This window comes from Furfurilactobacillus milii (assembly GCF_009864005.1).
In the GTDB taxonomy this organism is placed as follows: Bacteria; Bacillota; Bacilli; order Lactobacillales; family Lactobacillaceae; genus Furfurilactobacillus; species Furfurilactobacillus rossiae_B.
Window position 1 is genome coordinate 18927 of sequence record NZ_WEZQ01000002.1, and the last position, 18419, is coordinate 37345.

An 18419-nucleotide genomic window follows, 5' to 3' on the forward strand; every position below is an offset into this window, starting at 1 on the left:
TTAAAACTCCTTTTAGGAAACTAGTTTGAACTTTCCGAATCTGATGTGTGGAAATGAAAACGGGTGGATGGAATACCGATGTAGACAAGTAAAAAATCCGCTGCAAGCGCGATGGCGGTGAAAATAAAGACACCGCGGTAATCAAATAAGTTTGAAACAAATCCGCCAAGTAGTGAACCAAGCATACTGCCTAATGCTTGAAATGATTGATTCCAGCTAAATACCCGACCAGTTACATTGACTGGTGAGTTCTTGACCAGCAAAGTTTGAACGGTGGGAAATAACGCGCCATCCGAAATTCCAATCATAAAGCGCAGAACACCGAGCATACCAACGGTGCTGACAAATCCTTGAGGGAAGTACATAAGTACAGCAAAAATAAATCCACCCATGAGAACTTTTTCCGTGCCAATGCGATCGCCAAGCCGACCAAGTTGTGGTGCCGACACTAAGGTTGATATACCGGGTAGCGCCGCAATGATACCAGCAACAATCGTTAGATTAGCAGTATGCGACATTAATTCGCGAACGTACAAACTAAGAATCGGTGTGATTGAATTGTTGCCCATTTGAATAAGCATGGTGGAAATCAACAATATGATGATTGCCCTAGCAGATTTGAAAGAGGCAAAGACCTCTTTAGTTGACTGCATCTTGGCTCGTGGAATCGGTGTGAAATGTTCATGAACTAAAAAGAGACTAAGAAAAAAGACGACTGCGAGCAGGAAACCGGTAATGAAGAAGGTCATTCGAATGGAAAAAATTGCGGCCAATGTGCCACCGAGAATTGGTCCAATTAAGTTACCACTGACATAACCAGTGGTTAGAATGCCAAGTGCACTGCCACTTTTTGATTTTGGTGTTTCCGTGGCAATCAGCGCACTTGCGTTGGGAATGTATCCGGCACAAAGGCCTTGCAGGAAACGTAGCAGAATCAACATCCAAATATTATGAACAAAACCCATTAAGGCGATAACAACGGCCATCCCTGCGCTCGAACGCAGAAGCATCAGTTTTCGTCCTTTACGGTCAGCAAGTTGTCCCCATAACGGCGAGACAATGGCAATGACGAAAAATGTGACCGCATATGTAACACCACTGTAGATGGTTAACTGACCCTTGGTAAAGGTGCCAAGCTGATCAACGTACAGTGATAAAAACGGCATGATTTCACTGAAACCCATGCCGGCAATAAATGTTCCCAGCCAGAGTACAGCTAGGTTTCGAAGCCATCCATTCTGATTTTTCAAATAAAATCGCCTCCTTATTTATTAATCCATTGGATGTTGAATTGTATTTTTGATTTGCGGTTGTGACTGTCGATTGAACGTATTCATCAAAGTAATATTGCGTTCGTGTTCTTGGCGGCTTTGTTTACGATATGCGATGGGGTGGGTACCAATTGTTTTGGTGAAAGATTTGGTGAGGTAGTTGGCATCCAGGCCGATCTTAATAGCAATATCGTTTACGCTTAAATCTGTGTATTCTAAGTAGTTTTGTGCGTGTTTCAAACGAATGTGTTGCAGCAGGTTCATGGGAGTGAGGCCGGTTTCTCTTTTACAGATTCTGATCAGGTAATTCTTGCTGTAGTTAAAGTGGGCCGCTAGTTCGGGTAGCTGAATTGGCTCTGCATAGTGGTCTTGTAGATACTTTAATAGTGGAAAGTCAGTATTGATATCGATGAGTCGGTCCAAATCGTGCGTGCTAGACTCCGCAGGCTGCTGTTTGAAAATTGTTGATAGTAAGAGTTGCTTGAAATCAACATCTAGTTGCAAAGCGGCAGCGGGAAAGCGTTTTTGTTCCGCCGGAATGGCTTCGTTTAAAAGCGCATAAAAAGGAGAAACGTCTTCAACATCAAAAATACGTTGACTAGCGTTTTTTTCAATTAATCCTGCAATGTCGGCCTGAAGGTCAAACTTAACGTCGAGGACGACTGTTTCATGTTCGAAATGAAACGAATGTGTCGTGTATGGCGGAATAAAGACAAGTTGGTTTGCAAACACACTTACTGAAAGTGGATCTGTCCCGTTGGACTGTGTTAGATCAGTATACTCCTGTCCACTGAGGACGAATTGAACCTGCGCAAAATCATGTTGGTGTGGTTCCACAATTTCATGGCGGTGATACAGGCGGCCACTGAGCCATAGGACTTTGAGCTGTAGATCACGAACTTCTGACATGAGTTCTCTCCCAATCATTTTAGTGTGATAAATTCCATAAATCGAGCAAATTAAGGCAAAATGTAAGCGCTTAAGCTCTATTATAATGAATCATGAAAGCGAAGGATAGCTAGCAACTTCATGGAAAAGTTTTCACAAACCATAAAAATTACATGCATAAGGATGTGTTAATGATGACAGAGGCTAAGCAAAGCGCTCTTAAAAAGGTAACATGGCATATACTACCATACCTTTTTATCATTTACTTTATTGCCTTTCTGGATCGAAGTAGTATCACGTATGCTTCTATCGGGGGGATGGACAAAGATTTAGGTTTAACTGCAACCACATATGGGTTCATCGCCGGAATCTTCTTTATCGGTTATTTCCTGTTTGGAATTCCCGGTAACATGATGCTTGAAAAGATTGGTGCTCGTCGTTGGATGGCATTTATCTTGGTTTTCTGGGGTACGGTTACTTTGGTAACTGGGTTTGTTGCCAATGTACCAATGCTGATTGTGCTACGGTTCTTACTCGGTGTTTCTGAAGCTGGGTTGTTCCCAGGCATGACCCTCTACATTACGTATTGGATCCGCAGTAAAGATCGTGCACGGGCTATCGCAGCATTCATGGTTGCACCGCCAGTTGCAAACTCAATTGGTGCGCCAATTGCAACCTGGATTATCACTCAGGTTCACATGGCGTTAAACCTTGAAGGTTGGCGTTGGCTATTCATTATCATTGGGATTCCTGCCATTTTAATGGGTGTTTACACCGTCTTCTTCTTGGCTGACAAACCTAATACTGCTAAGTGGCTAACTGCCGACGAAAAGAGTTGGTTGGAAAAAGCACTTGCCGATGATGTTAAGCAGGAAAGTGAAAAGAAAGTCATCAAAGCCCCATTTGTTGACGCCTTCAAAGACGCTAAGATTTGGAAGATGACAGGGATTAACTTCTTTTATTGTATCGGTTTGTACGGGATTACATTCTGGATGCCACAAATGGTTAAATCCTTATCAAGCAGCTTGACGACAATGCAAGTTGGTTTGATTAGTGCTATTCCTTACCTGCTTGGTGCAGTTGCATTGGTTATCAACGGTCAGTGGTCCGACCGTAGTGGTGAACGAATCTGGCATACTGCCGGTGGTGCTTTGCTTGGTGGTCTTGGATTTATCGGCGCTGCATTAACCACATCTGTTCCTGTTATGTCCGTTGGTTTCATTTGCCTGTCTGCCATTGGGGTTTATGCTTACTCCGGTCCTTACTGGGCAATTACGACGACGGTTGATCCTCGGATTGCTGCCGTTGGTTTAGGAATTGTGAACGCTGTTGGTAACTTTGGTGGTTTCTTCGGACCATATGCAATTGGTTGGTTGAAGAGTGCCACTGGCAGCACTACGGTGGGGATGTACTTCTTAGCCGGTGCGTTGATTATTACCGGCTTGATTGTTCTCAGTTTGCACTCAAGTAAGAGTGCGACTCAAACAGCAAAGGCTTCGGATGAAGAAGTTACCGCCGATGCTGAAACACAGAGTCACCCAATTAACTAGTGATCAAATATTTTAAATAAAGAGAGGTTTTTATCATGGTTGAACGTTTCCAAAAAGATTGTATGTATTGTGCCCATACTGAAAAGCTTGACGCAAACTACATTGAAATCGAATCATTGCATGTTGCTACAGTTTACTTAGCACGTGACCAAACACACCTTGGTCGTGTTGCGGTTGTTTTGAACTGGCACGTTGACGAACCATTCCAGTTGACAGATGTTGAACGTCACGAATTCTACGATGATGTTGCGCACGCTGCCGAAGCTGTTGAAAAGGCCGTTAACCCTGGTAAGATCAATTACGGAACTTACGGCGACACGGTTTCTCACTTGCACGTTCACGTTGTGCCAAAGAAGCCCGGTGACAGTGATTGGAACGATGCCTTCGTTAACAACCCTGAAAAACCTAAGAAGTTGACCGATTCAGAATACGAAGACATTATCAACAAGATTAAGGAAAACCTATAGAGTGATGCCGACGCCCGGGAAGGCTCGAGCAATAACGTAAAGGTGGTAAGGCGCAAGCGTACTTTGCTTGTGGATTAACAGCTTTGGGTTATGCACAGGGTCTTGGGCATCAGGTGCACGTTTTAGACAAGTGATGCCGACGCCCGGAAATGGGCTTAGCACACAATTAAAAAAGGAGCGATTTTAGTTATGACTGTTAAAGGAAAAGTTGTTGTTATTGCAGGTGCTTCATCTAGTATTGGTGCTGCTACTGCTAAGAAATTAGCTGCACATGGTGCCAAGTTATTCATCGGTGCCCGTCGCGAAGACTTGCTCAAACAACAAGTTGAAGAAATTACTGCTGATGGTGGCGAAGCAGCTTACAAGACTGTTGATGTAACTGACAAGAGTTCTGTTGCTGATTTTGTTAAGGCAGCTCACGACAAGTACGGCAAGATTGATGTTATGTACAACAACGCCGGTGTTATGCCTAACTCACCATTACGTGATTTGAAGGTTGAAGATTGGGAACGCGCTTTCCAAATTAACGTTATGGGTGTCCTGTATGGGATTGCTGCAGCATTGCCAATCATGAAGGAACAAGGCTTTGGTCACTTCATCGCAACTGACTCAAATGCCGGTCACGTTATCAACCCTAATGCTGCCATTTACTCAGGTACTAAGTTTGCGCTTCGTGCCATCATGGATGCTCTTCGCCAAGAGGAAGGTCCTAACATGATTCGCTCAACCATCGTATCACCAGGTAACGTTAACACTGCATTATGGAAGACTGTTGGCGATCCTGAATTACAGAAGAAGGCCCGTGCTCGTGAAGAAGAAATCGGCTTGGACCCAGAAGATTTGGCAAACGCAGTTCTTTATGCCATTGACCAACCTGAAAATGTTGGTATCGATGAAATTCTGTTACGTCCAACTGTTCAAGAAAACTAGTTTAGTTTGTGCTCAAACTGACTAATTAATAAATCCCATCATCTCAGTATCAATTGCTAAGATGATGGGATTTTTGTTTGCTAGGCATACTATGACATCTTTTTATTTAAATGGCGGTGGATGACGCTTACGGTTGTCAACATTGATGCGCTCGTCGTGGGACCGGTTCAAGCCTGAAACCCACAGTCTTTCACCTCGCCGCAAAGCCTCGTGGGGAGCCGAGTCTTTGCGACCGTCCGTAATCTAAATTCGAGCAAGTCACTCGAATTTAGATTACTTTCTCGACTCGGTATCAATGTTGACGCCCTCCAGCTTGTATAGTTGCTAATTTAATGCAGATGTCGTTTAACGTCTAACGATCTTTTTTAAATAGTCGAATACCTTATACTATTAGTGGAGCTGACCAGAAACAAAGTTCCGTGTCGGCAACACTTGGCGGCAAGAATTTGGCCGCTTAGTGTTGCGGGATGACTTATGAGACGTGTGCTTCGGCTCATAATCAAGGGTGAAAATCGCGTTTATCGCGAGTTGAACCCGGTTCCACGGAACGGCGTTTCTGGTCAGCGTAACGGCATTGGTATCTCTGGAGCTAATGAAGGTGCGTTTGCGCAACTAAGTATGCAACTGTTCATAAGAAAAAATTAAAATCGCACTATAAACGGTAAATGTTTGCCGTTATTTCTCGCCTTGTGGACAAACTTGGTTTACAATCTGTAGGCGTGAGTAATTAGGAAGAATTAATTCCTTGGGGGACCCGAATATGGATAACGAACCAAATCAAGAACCATCAAGAATGCAACGCCATAATGAACAACCAACGAGTGGTAATAAGGGTGGCAACGGCCATCGCCGTTTTCATCCTTGGCGCTGGTTCTGGGGCATTGTCATAGTCTTAGTGTTAGTAATTGTCGGTTTTGGGGCAATGGCTTATCACAACATCAATTCAGCCAGCAACAAAGCTTATAAATCGGCCGGAATTACTAAGGCACGTGACACACAGTCAGTGCTAAAGAGTAAGAAGCCAATTTCAATTATGTTCCTGGGAACTGATACCGGTGCTTTGGGACGAACTGATAAAGGTCGGACCGACACGATCATGATTGCGACCATCAACCCACGGACTAAGAAGATGCTGCTTGTCAGCTTACCTCGTGACACGATGACAGATATTGCCGGTTACCCTCAGGATTCACCGGCCAAAATCAACGCTGCCTACTCATACGGTGGTGTTGGGACAACCATTAAAACGGTCCAGAATCTGTTAAACATTCCGATTGACTACTATGCACTGTTGAACATGGGTGGTTTGGAAAAAGCAATTAATGAAGTGGGCGGTGTGACGGTTACATCACCATTAACTTTCAATTATGAGGGTGCTTCTTTCGTTAAGGGGCAAACCTACCACATGAACGGCTCAACTGCCTTGAAGTTCTCACGGATGCGTTATGATGATCCTCAAAACGATTATGGTCGTCAAACACGTCAACGGTTAGTTGTTCAAGCGCTGTTTAGAAAGTCCATTTCTGTTCAGACGGTTTTGAACCCTAGCTTTTTAAACTCGATTGCTAATGAGTCACAAACGGATTTAACCAGCTCCGACTTGGTTAAACTTGCATCTAGCTATCGGTCTTCTACTAAAGACATGACCACTGACCACATGCAAGGACAAGGTCAGATGATTAATGGTCAGTCGTTTGAAGTGGTCGGTTCAAGCGAGAAGCAACGGGTTACTAATGAGATCCGTAAGAGTTTGGACCTTTCAGCAAAAACGGATGAATAAACTATTGTAAAGACAAAATAAAACTGCCAGAGTGATGACCAAATTCATCACTCTGGCAGTTTTTAGTTAAAAATTATTTATACAGATTGGACCAATGCATTACCAGCTAGCTTTACGAACACCAGGAATTTTGCCTTGTAATGCGAGCTGACGGAAGTTGAGCCGTGATAGGCCAAACTGACGCAAGTAAGCATGCGGGCGACCATCGATCTTATCACGACGGTGAATGCGTACTGGTGAAGCATTTTTCGGCAGGGTGGCGAGCCCAGCGTAGTCATGAGCCGCTTTCATTTGAGCACGTTGATCAGCGTACTTCGCAACTGTAGCTTCAATACGTTGTTCTTTAATAATCTTAGATTTTTTTGCCATAAACTGAATTCATTCCTCCTAAAATTGACTAACTTAATATGACGATAATAATACTTGTTACCAAGAACTGTAACGATTACTATTTAGTGTAACAGATATGCTTACTAAAACAAAGCATTTTACACACTTGATCCAAATCAAGTTTACTTTGGAATTTACCTGTTACAATATCTTGTATATGAGGAGGTGCCAAGATGCGGGAACAGAAACTGGGCACACACGATTGTATTCAACTGGTACCAATCTTTAAGCAATTGACGACGGTTGAATTGCAGCAGGTGAGCGCCATTGTTCATGAACATGTTTATGAAAAGGGCGAAACGCTGTTTAACGCTGGCGACGAGGCTAATCAGTTGACCATTATTGCCGCTGGTCAGGCCAAAGTTTATCAACTAGCTGCAAATGGACGTGAACAATTATTATACTTACTTCAGTCGGGGGATTTCGACGGCGAGGCGGCGCTTTTCAATCCGGTTACACGGACAAGTTATGCGGAAGCATTGGTGCCAACACAGGTGTGCTCGATTCAGCGTTCGGACTTTCAGACGTTGTTGGCAAGGGCGCCGCAACTAGCTCTAGGTATCCTTAATGAATTCGGCAAACGAATCAGTCAACTAGAGGGTAAGGCAACAAGTGTGACCACGAGTTCAATTGGCGGTCGTCTGGCCGACTATTTAGTCGAAACGGCTGCAAGTTTTCCAGCGCAGACAATGTTCACATTGCCGCTCCAAAAGAAGGAAATAGCCGTATACTTGGGAACTACACCGGAAACAATTAGTCGTAAATTAAATGAATTTCAGACAGCTGGTTGGTTAAAGAAGGGTCACGGTAATCAAATTGCGATTTTAGATGCGGATCAACTTGCATTACAAGATTAATTGCCGACAGGTTACGATTGATTTTTCAATTAAACATGTGACAAAGCTAAAGGAGATAGCGTCTTATGATGATTCAAGACGTTGTCTCCTTTAATTTCTTTAATTAACGAACACACAACACCCTGTACTGTAAATAGGCCACAAAAGGACTAATATTCATATTTGAAAACACGAAAGCGAGAGCACTAGACACCATCTTTTAAACGCGCTAAAAGAGGTTCAGATAAAAGGCAGATAACTTATCAAAAAAATCAAAATTTTTTAAAAAACGGAAAATGCCCGTCTATCAACCTGTCTAGTCCATTTTGAAACTTTTCGGACACTTAGGGGGTAATTTGTACTTGATGTAAGCGCTTCACTACGGTATGCTAGTCACGTGCTTAAGATATTAGGGACAAGCTTTCACGTACATATCAAGATGGGTTCAACGGATTTTTGTAAACAAGATTGTAAGCGCTTTACTGACAATCAATTAACAGCTATAATACGTATGTAGTGAAAAAGTCAATCTTATGCCATATAATTGACATTGTTCCCGATTGAGTCGTGAAGGGAGGTGCACACGAAATGCTAGCAATTGTTTTAGCCAGTCACGGTAGCTTTGCGGACGGCATTAAGCAGTCTGCCACAATGATTTTCGGTGATCAGCAAAAAGTGGCCACTGTGACGTTCATGCCAGACGAAGGTCCAGATGACTTGAAAAAGAAGTTTGACCAAACGCTGGCAAGTTTTGACGATGATGATCAGGTGTTGTTCCTCGTAGATTTGTGGGGTGGATCACCGTTTAATGTTGCTAGTCGGATCGTTGCCGAGCACACGGACCGGATGGGTCTAATCACTGGTTTAAATCTGGCAATGCTGATTGAGGCGTATACCGTTCGCAACCAAACATTGGATCAGGTGATCCCGCACTTAGAAGAAATCGCTAAAGCGGGCGTTAAACATTTGGATTTAACGACACCTGACGAGGAGGTCAACTAATGAGCATGGACATTCGGTTGGTAAGAATTGATTCACGATTACTGCATGGCCAGGTGGCAACGGTTTGGACAAAGGCAATCTCTCCAGATCGGATCCTGGTCGTGTCAGATGGCGTTGCTAAGGACAACTTGAGGAAGACGTTAATCACGCAAGCTGCGCCAGCTGGTGTAGAGGTTAATGTGATTCCGGTTGATAAATTGATTTCAGTTTATCAGGATCCACGGTTTGACCAAGTCAAAGCGTTCTTGTTGTTTGAAACACCACGCGATGTGTTGCGCGTTGTTAAAAGTGGCGTCGAGATTAAATCCGTTAACATCGGTAGCCTGAGCTTTACAGATGGCAAAAAAATGGTGACGGATGCCGTAGCAATTGGTGGGGATGATGCACAGACTTTCCGCGAATTGCACAATGCGGGCGTCGAATTGGAAGTACGAAAGGTGCCAACGGATAAAAAACGCGATTTAATGGCGTTGTTGGCGCAGGAAGGCATCTGATTTGATTTCCGGTAGCGTTTAGTTAAAACTAAACGTTGCGAATAATTAATGGCTTCACATTTTATTAATTTAGGAGGGACACACATGGTAGGGATTATCTTAGCCAGTCATGGCGGCTTTGCTGAAGGTATTTACCAATCAGGTGAAATGATCTTCGGCAAACAGGAGAACGTGCAAACGGTCACCTTGCTGCCAAGTGAAGGCCCAGATGATGTCCACGCCAAGTTCGAAAAAGCAGTATCGACGTTTGATGATCAAGATCAAGTGTTGATTCTGATCGACCTTTGGGGTGGAACACCATTTAATCAGGCAAACAGCCTGTTTGAAGAACACAAGGATAAGTGGGCTATTGTGACCGGCATGAACTTGCCAATGGTCATTGAAGCTTACGGTTCTCGGATGACAATGGATAACGCACATGAAATTGCTGCGCATATCCTACAAACGGCAAAAGATGGTGTACGCATCAAGCCAGAGTCGTTACAGCCAAAGGAAGAGGCTTCCAAGGCTGACGCTGGCAGTAACCAGCCAAAAGCCGCAATAGCACCAGGAACAGTCTTAGGCGATGGGCACATCAAGTTTGGATTGGTGCGTGTCGACTCACGTCTGCTTCACGGGCAAGTTGCCACTGCTTGGACCCGTTCTGTTAATCCAGACCGCATTATCGTTGTTTCAGATAATGTTGCTAAGGATAAGTTACGTAAGAATATGATTGTTGAGGCAACACCACCGGGTGTTAAAGCCAACGTTATCCCAGTCGACAAGATGATTGAGGTTGCCAAGGATCCTCGTTTTGGTGCCACAAAGGCGTTGGTTTTGTTTGAAACACCAGAAGACGCATTACGTGCCATTCAAGGTGGTGTGGATATCAAGACGTTGAATATCGGTTCAATGGCTCACTCAGCTGGCAAAGTTGCTGTCAGCAAGGTTCTGTCACTTGGTAAAGAAGACGTTGAGACCTTCGATAAACTTAAGCAAGCGGGCATTAAGTTCGATGTTCGGAAAGTGCCGGATGATTCATCAGCCAACATGGACGACATCGTTGAAAAAGCTCGTAAAGAACTACAAAATTCATAATTTTTATCACATAGATAGGAGGATTTTCAAATGTCTGCTATATCAATGATTCTGATTGTAATCGTTGCATTCTTTGCCGGCATGGAAGGAATCTTGGATGAATTTCAATTTCATCAACCCTTAATCGCTTGTACGTTAATTGGTTTGGTTACTGGTCAATTGACAGCCGGACTTATTTTGGGTGGTTCCCTTCAAATGATTGCCTTAGGTTGGGCAAACATTGGTGCCGCTGTTGCACCCGATGCCGCATTGGCATCAGTCGCATCTGCTATTATTTTGGTTCAAGGTGGTCAAGGACGCGCAGGTATTGGTTCAGCTATCGCGATTGCGATTCCACTGGCCGTTGCCGGTTTATTCCTAACCATGATTGTTCGTACCATCACGGTTGCTATTATCCATGTTATGGATGCTGCGGCCGAAAAAGGTAACTACCGCACAATTAATATGTGGCAAGTAGTTTGTATCTGTTTACAAGGTTTGCGGATTGCGATTCCAGCAGCATTACTGCTGATTATCCCAGCCTCACAAGTGCGGGCAATGTTGGAAGCAATGCCTAAGTGGTTATCAGATGGGATGGCCATTGGTGGTGGCATGGTTGTTGCCGTTGGGTACGCCATGGTTATCAACATGATGGCTTCTTCCGAAGTTTGGCCTTTCTTCGCGATTGGTTTTGCACTTGCTGCATTGACTGACCTGACTCTAATTGCTATTGGTACTATCGGCCTTTCCATGGCCCTGATGTACTTGAAGCTTGATGAACATGGTTCAAATGGCGGTAACGGAGGCGGTGGCAACAATAACACCGGTGATCCGTTAGGCGACATATTGGACGACTATTAAAATTAGGGGAGGGAAACGAAAATGGCTGATAATAAAACTGATACTAAAAAGATTAGTTTAACAAGAAACGACCGTTTAAAGGTTGCTTGGCGGTCAACGTTCATCCAAGGTTCTTGGAACTATGAACGTATGCAAAACGGTGGTTGGCTATATTCACTTATGCCTGCCCTGAACAAGTTATATACGAAAAAAGAAGACCGAATTGCCGCATACAAACGTCATTTGGAATTCTTCAACACTCACCCATACTTAGCTTCACCAATTCTTGGTGTTACGCTAGCACTTGAAGAAGATCGTGCCAATGGTGCGCCAGTTGACGACGTTGCCATTCAAGGGGTTAAAGTTGGGATGATGGGGCCTTTGGCCGGTGTTGGTGACCCAGTCTTCTGGTACACCGTTCGTCCAATTGTCGGTGCCTTAGGTGCTTCATTGGCGATTGCTGGTAACATTGTTGGACCAATACTGTTCTTCGTTCTTTGGAACTTAATCCGTTGGGCATTCATGTGGTACACCCAGGAATTTGGTTACCGTGCTGGTTCACGAATCACTGATGACTTATCTGGTGGTTTACTACAAAAGGTTACCCGTGGTGCTTCCATGATGGGGATGTTTGTTATTGGAGCCTTGATTCAACGTTGGGTTAAGATTGACTTCAAGCCCGTTGTTTCACGGATTACTCAACAAAAAGGTGCCTTCATCGATTGGAACCATCTCCCAAGTGGTGCTGCTGGTATCCACAAGGCCTTGACTGAGTACCAATTAGGTAAAGGTTTGTCATTAGACAAAGTTAAAGTAACGACATTGCAAGATAACTTGGATCAATTGATTCCAGGTTTGGCTGCCTTGTTACTGACCTTCTTATGTATGTGGCTATTAAAGAAGAAAGTTTCACCAATCATTATCATTCTTGGTATTTTCATCGTTGGTATTTTACTCCACGTGGTTGGTTGGCTTTAATCAAAAGTTACGGTTTGTTAGGGGCACTCATTTTCGGGCAACCGGAAGTAAGTGCCCTTGGCATTATAAATAGGTTATTGTTGCTGCGTTTGAAAATGGTGGTTAACGTAGTATGATGCGGATAGGCGTTTGAATACAGGTTAGGAGAGAAGAACATGGTTGAATCACTGAATACAAAGGTTGAAATGGTTATCGATGGCACTTCCTATATGGGGATGGGCGACTACGGCAAGATTATGGTCGGTGATAAGGCCTTCGAGTTTTACAACGATCGTGACAGCAATAAGTTTATCCAGATTCCATGGGAGGATGTCGATTTAGTGATTGCCTCCGTGATGTTCAAGGGTAAAGTGATTCCTCGTTATGCGCTTCAAACAACTCGGAACGGGACTTACAAGTTCTCTTCGCGACACCCCAAAGCTGTGCTTCGTGCCATTCGTAATCATGTTGATGCAGATCATATTGTTCGCTCATTGACGTTTTTCCAGGTTATGCGCCGCAATTTAAAAGCGCTATTTACCCGGCGGCCACGTTCACGAAAACAAAAACAACAGTAATTAACGATCAAAATTGTAAGCACCACGCATTGTCACTTGTCGACAATACGTGGTGTTTTTTGCCATTTAATCACGTTAAAGGGGAGTGCTATACTAGAAATCATTAACTAAAATATTAACTAACAGAAAGAATGACTGTAAATTCATGGGAATCTTTTTTGAAAGTGCACAGGGTGTTTTAATTATTATTCTGATGGTGGCTGTGGGATATGTCCTCGCAGGCAAAGGGTGGTTCAATGAGAACTCAACGAGATTGTTGGCTAAGTTGGTCACCCAGATAGCTTTGCCCGCATACATGATTATTTCTATTACACGGGATTTTTCCAAACGCGAATTGTATGCCTTATTGCCTGATTTACGTTTCCCTGTCATTTCAATGATGTTGCTGATGATTCTTGCGTGGGGACTGGTATATGTCCTTCGGATTGATCCAAGCCGCAGGGGCCTGTTTACATCCATGTTTTTTAACTCAAACACAGTGTTCGTCGGGCTGCCAATTAACATGGCCATCTTTGGTAGTAAGAGCTTACCGTATGTGTTGGTGTACTACATGGCCAATACGACGATCTTTTGGACGATCGGCGTCTACTTTATTCAACGTGATGGGTCAGTCGGAGAGCATCTCACGTTTGGCATGATTTTGCGAAAAATCTTCTCTGCACCACTGATCGGATTCATGATTGGGGTTGTGCTGGTCTTGGTCAACGTGCATTTGCCAAAGTTTTTGAACCAAACGTTTACGTATCTGGGCGGTTTGACGATACCGTTATCCATGCTTTTCATCGGTGTTTCCGTGTACAATGCAGGCCTTAAGAATATGCGGTTGAATCGAAACAGCTTGGGCGTCTTGTCCGGACGGTTCATCTTCGCGCCGGTTTTGATGATATTACTTGTTATGCATGCAGATATGCCGACACTGATGAAGCAAGTTTTCATTCTGCAGTCTTGTATGCCGGTAATGACAAACGCACCTGTGGTTGCCAAGTTGTATCATGCAGACGCTGATTTTGCGTCAATTATGGTTACAGAAACGACATTAATGTCACTTATCGTGGTCCCAATCATGATGGTTTTGATTCAAAAAGTGGTTTGATCCTTAGTGAATTCGTAACAACTTCACTTTTTCTTAATTTTTTTGTGTCCGCATGTTTGACAATAAGTTGCGCTAAACCGCGTTTTCAAGGGCTTTTCATAGAGCAGCGTAACTCTGTTGTAACATTTGTAATAAAGTGTTATATGGCTGGTATGGACCTGTTACACGCGAAGACTAGTATTAATCACAGTAATTGCTACATAGAGTCGTTCAAACGGGATGAATTGTTTAGGAGTGAATAACGTGAAAAAGTCTATTAAAAACGTATTATTAACAACTGCTGGTGCTGCCAGCGTTTTGGCTGGTGTTCAACTATCAGCTAATGCTTCAACTGTAAAATCAATTAAAGGTGACACTGTGTGGGCTTTCGCACAAAAAAACCACACGACTGTTGATGCTATTGTACAGGCGAACCATTTGACTGATGCCAACTTAATCTATGTTGATCAGGACTTGATTATTCCTGATGATAATGACAGCAAGACGTCATCATCACAAGCTAGTCAAGCTGCGCCAACTGCTAGTCAGGCTCCAAGTCAAGCCGCAACATCAGCTACGAGTGCAGATGCTAACGGTGACTACACAGTTGTTGCTGGTGACACGTTAAACGCCATCGCTTCTAAAACAGGTAAGTCAGTTTCTGACTTGGCTTCCTTAAACGGCATTTCAAATGTTAACGTTTTGATGGTTGGCCAAGTACTACACACAACTGGTACTGCTTCACAAGCTGCTAGTCAAGCACCAGCTTCACAAGCTAGTCAATCATCACAAGCTAGCCAAGTTCCTGCTTCACAGGCAAGCCAAGCATCACAAGCTAGCCAAGCACCTGCATCTCAGGCCTCACAGGCACCTGCTTCTCAAGCAACTAGTGTTGCTAGTCAGGCCGCTTCTCAAGCCCCAGCATCACAAGCCTCACAGGCACCTGCTTCTCAAGCAGCACCTGCAACAACTAACACGCCAGCACCTGCTGCCACTACAGCTGCCTTTGGTGGTGCTCAGGCTGCCGGTACTGCCGGTTTCTACAGCGGTGTTCAAGGTTACCCAGCTGGTCAATGTACTGCATTTGTAGCTGGTATCTTACAAGCTGAAGGTGTTTCCAGTTCTAAGTGGGCCTACCTTGGTAATGGTAACGCCTGGGGTGCTAACGCTGCTGCCCGTGGCGTTGCAGTTAACCAAACACCAACTGCCGGTTCAGTTGCATTCTTTGGCTACATGCACGTTGCTTACGTTACTGGCGTTAACGGTAACGGCACGGTTAACATCATTGAAGGTAACTTCAATGGTCAGGCTTACAACGCACGGACTATCTCTGCTAGCGAAGCTGCTGGATACATCCACTTCTAAATTGAATTTAATTAAAAGAATCGTCCTTGTGGCGGTTCTTTTTTTGTTTGAACTAGTTTCACTTCACCTTACTGGCATGGTACGATAGTTGATGTGAAGTAATAACACGTCAGGCTAAGTGGAAGAATTAAGACGAGTTGGGATGAGAGAAATGGTAGAGTTGGTTATTATTCGTCATGGTGAGAGCACGGCAAATCGTGACAATATTTATACAGGGTGGACTGACGTTCCGTTGACACCTAAGGGAATCGAGCAGGCACAGCAGGCTGGCAAAATTCTGGCAGCAACTGGGTTACAATTTACAGATGTGCACACTTCTTTGCTACAACGTGCGATACAAACCACCCACCTAGTCCTGGACGAGATTCATCAACTTTGGATTCCTGAACACAAAAGTTGGCGGTTAAATGAGCGTCACTATGGCGCCTTACGTGGACTTAATAAAGATCAAACACGAATTCAGTTCGGCGCAGACCAGGTGGCCAAGTGGCGCAGAAGTTTCAATGTTGTGCCGCCACTTTTGGACCAGCCAGATCATTTGTACGATCGACGATACGCTAGTTTTCCAAAGACGATTTTGACTCGTGGTGAAAGTTTAGCCATGGCCTATGACCGTTTGATACCATACTGGGTGGACGAAGTCGCACCACGTCTGCTTGATGGTCACAATCAACTGGTTGTGGCTCATGGCAGCACGCTGAGAGCGTTGATCAAGTATTTGGATCATGTTAGTGACGCAGACATTAGCAAGGTCGAGGTACCCAATGCGGAGCCAATCCACTATACGTTCGATGAGCATTTAAATGTGATTAATAAACAGATTTTGTAATTTTTAAGTAAAACAAAAGGGATTACCAACATTTGCGTGAGCACATGTCGGAAACCCCTTATTTTTTTGGCTTTGTTAGAGGGAAGCTAATGGTAAAAATGGTTCCTTGTGGATGATTGTCAGTGATAGTGACTTTGCCGCGGTGACTGTCAATGATCCACTTAGCGATGGAGAGGCCGAGACCATTGCCACCTGTTGCACGACTTCTGGACTTATCGACGCGATAGAAGCGGTCAAAAACGTGCGCTTTATCTTGATCTTTGATGCCGATACCCGTGTCTTTTACTTGAAGTTCCCAACGATTGCTAACGAGTCGAGCTGAAAAGCTGATGGTTGCACCTGCCTCGGTGTATTTCAGCGCGTTGTCCAAGAAAATGACAATCAATTGGTGGATTCGTTGCTTGTCGATCACTAAATCACGGTCAAGCTGAATGTTCTCCTCAAAGTGTTTATCCTGGCTGTCTGCGATTTCTGAGTACGGTTGAATGACTGTTTCTAAAAATGGTGCCATCGCGACAGACTCAGTTCGAATCTGTGTCATATCCGAATCTGAACGCGCTAGTAACAGTAGATCACTGGTTAGCGAATTCAAACGTCTTACTTCAGAAAGGGACATGGTGATTTGTTCAGTTTGATCCATGACCTTATCATTTGGACGGGTTAACATCATTTCGAGTTTGTTTTGGATGACAGTCAGTGGTGTTCGTAATTCATGTGCAGCATTGGCGACGAATTCGCGCTGTCGTTGCCAAGATCGCAGAATTGGCCGCATATTGAGACGAGCCAGCACATAACTCAGCAAGATTGAAATTAACCAGAAGGTTACCATCGTCCACAATAGTGTGCGTTTGAATACACCGACAGAAACGTGTTCGGAATCGGTGTTAGTCACAATCATTACATAGTAGCCGCCATAACCCAATGCATTGTTGGCAGCTGGAACTTTGATTGTCATCGTGCGAAAGTTGTTTTGGCCGTTCACGCGAATGTCGCGCAGTTCATTCAAATGATGTGGATTGAGTTTAATTTGTTGAAGCACGTTAACATAATCGTTTTGGGAACCATTTTTTTTCTTCTTTTTTGGCTGGTTAGCTGAGTTATTTGCATTTGGTGTGCCGGCCATCGGATTGCCATTGATGAGTGTACCGTCTGAGTCAAAGACCAGCAGGGACGTCCGAAAAGCAATGGCCCGGTATGCGTCCTGGCTAGCCGGACCGCCAGTTACACGTTGTCCAAGCAATATTTGACGTTGCACCTTGATTCCGCGCGTGACACTTTGGTAAATGGAGGGTTGAAAAACCTGCCATAAGATAGTGCCCAATGTGAGAAAGATGACGGCGAAACTGATGAGTTCGCTGACAAATAGCCACCATTGTTGTTTGCCGAAGGCGTGTTGTGCTTGTTTCGTTTTCACTGTTCTGCTCCCACAAGGTAACCAGCGTTACGCAATGTTTTGATGTATGCATCCGCACCGGTTGGCTTGAGTTTCTTTCTGAGGTTTGAAACGTAAACTTCGACTACTGTAATGGATGTTTCAGAATCAAATCCCCAAAGGCGATCAAAAATTTGGTCCTTGGTCACAATCGTTCCTTGATTTTGAATAAAGTACACCAGCAAGTCGAATTCTTTGCCGTTCAATTGCACAGGTTTGTCATTAACAGTAACAGCATGGTTTTGTAAATTAATACTGATGCTGCCCATAGTCAGAATGTTTTCGTTTAGAAAGCTACCACTACGTTTTAGTAGTGCTCGCACTCTTAATAAAAGTTCTTCACGATGGAAAGGCTTGGTGAGATAATCATCTGCGCCTAAGTTAAAACCACGGATTTTGTCATCCAAGCCATCCTTGGCGGTTAAAAATAGGACGGGGACGTCTAAGTGTTGTTCCCGAATGGCCTTGAGAACATCCAGACCACTTTCCAGTGGCAGCATCCAATCGAGGATGATGAGATCGTAAATTCCTTGAGTGGCCATGAATTCACCATCTTCACCATCAAACGCCTGGTCGCAGGTAATCACGTCGGTGAGTAATTCCTTGATGCTGTCTGACACAGTGTGGTCATCTTCAACAATTAAGCCTCGCGCAAGTTGTTGCATAATTTGTCTCCCCCTCG

At 44.1% G+C, this 18419-nt stretch carries 20 protein-coding genes; 15 read left to right on the forward strand and 5 right to left on the reverse strand.

Annotation, left to right across the window (positions count from 1 at the left end; genetic code table 11):
* Positions 1-20 precede the first annotated feature (20 nt).
* Entirely contained in the window at positions 21-1250 is a 1230-nt protein-coding gene (locus GB993_RS01630) for a multidrug efflux MFS transporter (protein WP_161002845.1), read from the reverse strand.
* Between the two features lie 21 nt (positions 1251-1271).
* A complete protein-coding gene (locus tag GB993_RS01635) occupies positions 1272-2180 on the reverse strand; it encodes an AraC family transcriptional regulator (protein ID WP_161002846.1) in 909 nt (302 codons plus the stop codon).
* Positions 2181-2350: 170 nt separating this feature from the next.
* Between GB993_RS01635 and GB993_RS01640 the strand changes: the two genes are divergently transcribed.
* The 5 genes from GB993_RS01640 to GB993_RS01660 all read left to right on the forward strand — a co-directional run bounded on the left by GB993_RS01640 (position 2351) and on the right by GB993_RS01660 (position 6886).
* Complete coding sequence (locus GB993_RS01640) at positions 2351-3709, forward strand: MFS transporter (RefSeq protein ID WP_161002847.1); 1359 nt, start codon at positions 2351-2353, stop codon at positions 3707-3709.
* A gap of 35 nt (positions 3710-3744) precedes the next feature.
* A complete protein-coding gene (locus tag GB993_RS01645) occupies positions 3745-4176 on the forward strand; it encodes an HIT family protein (RefSeq protein WP_161002848.1) in 432 nt (143 codons plus the stop codon).
* Positions 4177-4365: 189 nt separating this feature from the next.
* Positions 4366-5106, forward strand: a complete 741-nt coding sequence (locus GB993_RS01650) for an SDR family oxidoreductase (RefSeq protein ID WP_161002849.1) — start codon at positions 4366-4368, stop codon at positions 5104-5106.
* A gap of 474 nt (positions 5107-5580) precedes the next feature.
* Positions 5581-5751 carry a hypothetical protein gene (locus GB993_RS01655; protein ID WP_161002850.1) on the forward strand — a complete coding sequence of 57 codons (171 nt, stop codon included), beginning with the start codon at positions 5581-5583 and terminating at the stop codon, positions 5749-5751.
* A gap of 115 nt (positions 5752-5866) precedes the next feature.
* A complete protein-coding gene (locus tag GB993_RS01660; RefSeq protein ID WP_161002851.1) occupies positions 5867-6886 on the forward strand; it encodes an LCP family protein in 1020 nt (339 codons plus the stop codon).
* Positions 6887-6985: 99 nt separating this feature from the next.
* Here the strand turns inward: GB993_RS01660 and rpsN are convergent, their stop codons facing one another.
* A complete protein-coding gene (rpsN, locus tag GB993_RS01665) occupies positions 6986-7255 on the reverse strand; it encodes a 30S ribosomal protein S14 (protein ID WP_017262606.1) in 270 nt (89 codons plus the stop codon).
* Between the two features lie 194 nt (positions 7256-7449).
* Here rpsN and GB993_RS01670 point away from each other — a divergent pair, with 194 nt between their 5' ends.
* From GB993_RS01670 to GB993_RS01715, 10 genes are all read left to right on the forward strand, one after another.
* Positions 7450-8133 (forward strand): Crp/Fnr family transcriptional regulator, encoded by a 684-nt coding sequence (locus GB993_RS01670; protein ID WP_161002852.1) that lies wholly within the window; start codon positions 7450-7452, stop codon positions 8131-8133.
* Between the two features lie 567 nt (positions 8134-8700).
* Entirely contained in the window at positions 8701-9114 is a 414-nt protein-coding gene (locus GB993_RS01675) for a PTS sugar transporter subunit IIA (RefSeq protein WP_161002853.1), read from the forward strand.
* The gene (locus GB993_RS01680; protein WP_017262609.1) at positions 9114-9608 is read left to right on the forward strand and encodes a PTS sugar transporter subunit IIB; all 495 of its coding nucleotides are present in this window, start codon (positions 9114-9116) and stop codon (positions 9606-9608) included. The genes GB993_RS01675 and GB993_RS01680 overlap by 1 nt, the downstream gene beginning before the upstream one ends.
* A gap of 84 nt (positions 9609-9692) precedes the next feature.
* Entirely contained in the window at positions 9693-10685 is a 993-nt protein-coding gene (locus tag GB993_RS01685) for a PTS sugar transporter subunit IIB (protein WP_161002854.1), read from the forward strand.
* A 30-nt stretch (positions 10686-10715) separates the two neighbouring features.
* Positions 10716-11525: a PTS mannose/fructose/sorbose transporter subunit IIC gene (locus tag GB993_RS01690; protein WP_161002855.1), complete on the forward strand. Its 810-nt coding sequence runs from the start codon at positions 10716-10718 to the stop codon at positions 11523-11525.
* 21 nt (positions 11526-11546) lie between these two features.
* Positions 11547-12482 (forward strand): PTS system mannose/fructose/sorbose family transporter subunit IID, encoded by a 936-nt coding sequence (locus tag GB993_RS01695; protein WP_161002856.1) that lies wholly within the window; start codon positions 11547-11549, stop codon positions 12480-12482.
* A 155-nt stretch (positions 12483-12637) separates the two neighbouring features.
* Entirely contained in the window at positions 12638-13039 is a 402-nt protein-coding gene (locus GB993_RS01700; RefSeq protein ID WP_161002857.1) for a DUF956 family protein, read from the forward strand.
* Between the two features lie 145 nt (positions 13040-13184).
* Positions 13185-14132 (forward strand): AEC family transporter, encoded by a 948-nt coding sequence (locus GB993_RS01705; protein WP_161002858.1) that lies wholly within the window; start codon positions 13185-13187, stop codon positions 14130-14132.
* A 243-nt stretch (positions 14133-14375) separates the two neighbouring features.
* Positions 14376-15476, forward strand: coding sequence for a LysM peptidoglycan-binding domain-containing protein (locus tag GB993_RS01710; RefSeq protein ID WP_161002859.1), 1101 nt, complete (start codon positions 14376-14378; stop codon positions 15474-15476).
* Positions 15477-15627: 151 nt separating this feature from the next.
* Entirely contained in the window at positions 15628-16305 is a 678-nt protein-coding gene (locus GB993_RS01715; RefSeq protein WP_161002860.1) for a 2,3-bisphosphoglycerate-dependent phosphoglycerate mutase, read from the forward strand.
* A gap of 58 nt (positions 16306-16363) precedes the next feature.
* Here the strand turns inward: GB993_RS01715 and GB993_RS13170 are convergent, their stop codons facing one another.
* Together GB993_RS13170 and GB993_RS01725 are read right to left on the reverse strand one after the other, a co-directional pair.
* Entirely contained in the window at positions 16364-17719 is a 1356-nt protein-coding gene (locus tag GB993_RS13170; RefSeq protein WP_161002861.1) for an ATP-binding protein, read from the reverse strand.
* Complete coding sequence (locus GB993_RS01725; RefSeq protein ID WP_161001021.1) at positions 17716-18402, reverse strand: response regulator transcription factor; 687 nt, start codon at positions 18400-18402, stop codon at positions 17716-17718. Before GB993_RS01725 ends, GB993_RS13170 begins: the two co-directional genes overlap by 4 nt.
* Between the last annotated feature and the right edge of the window lie 17 nt (positions 18403-18419).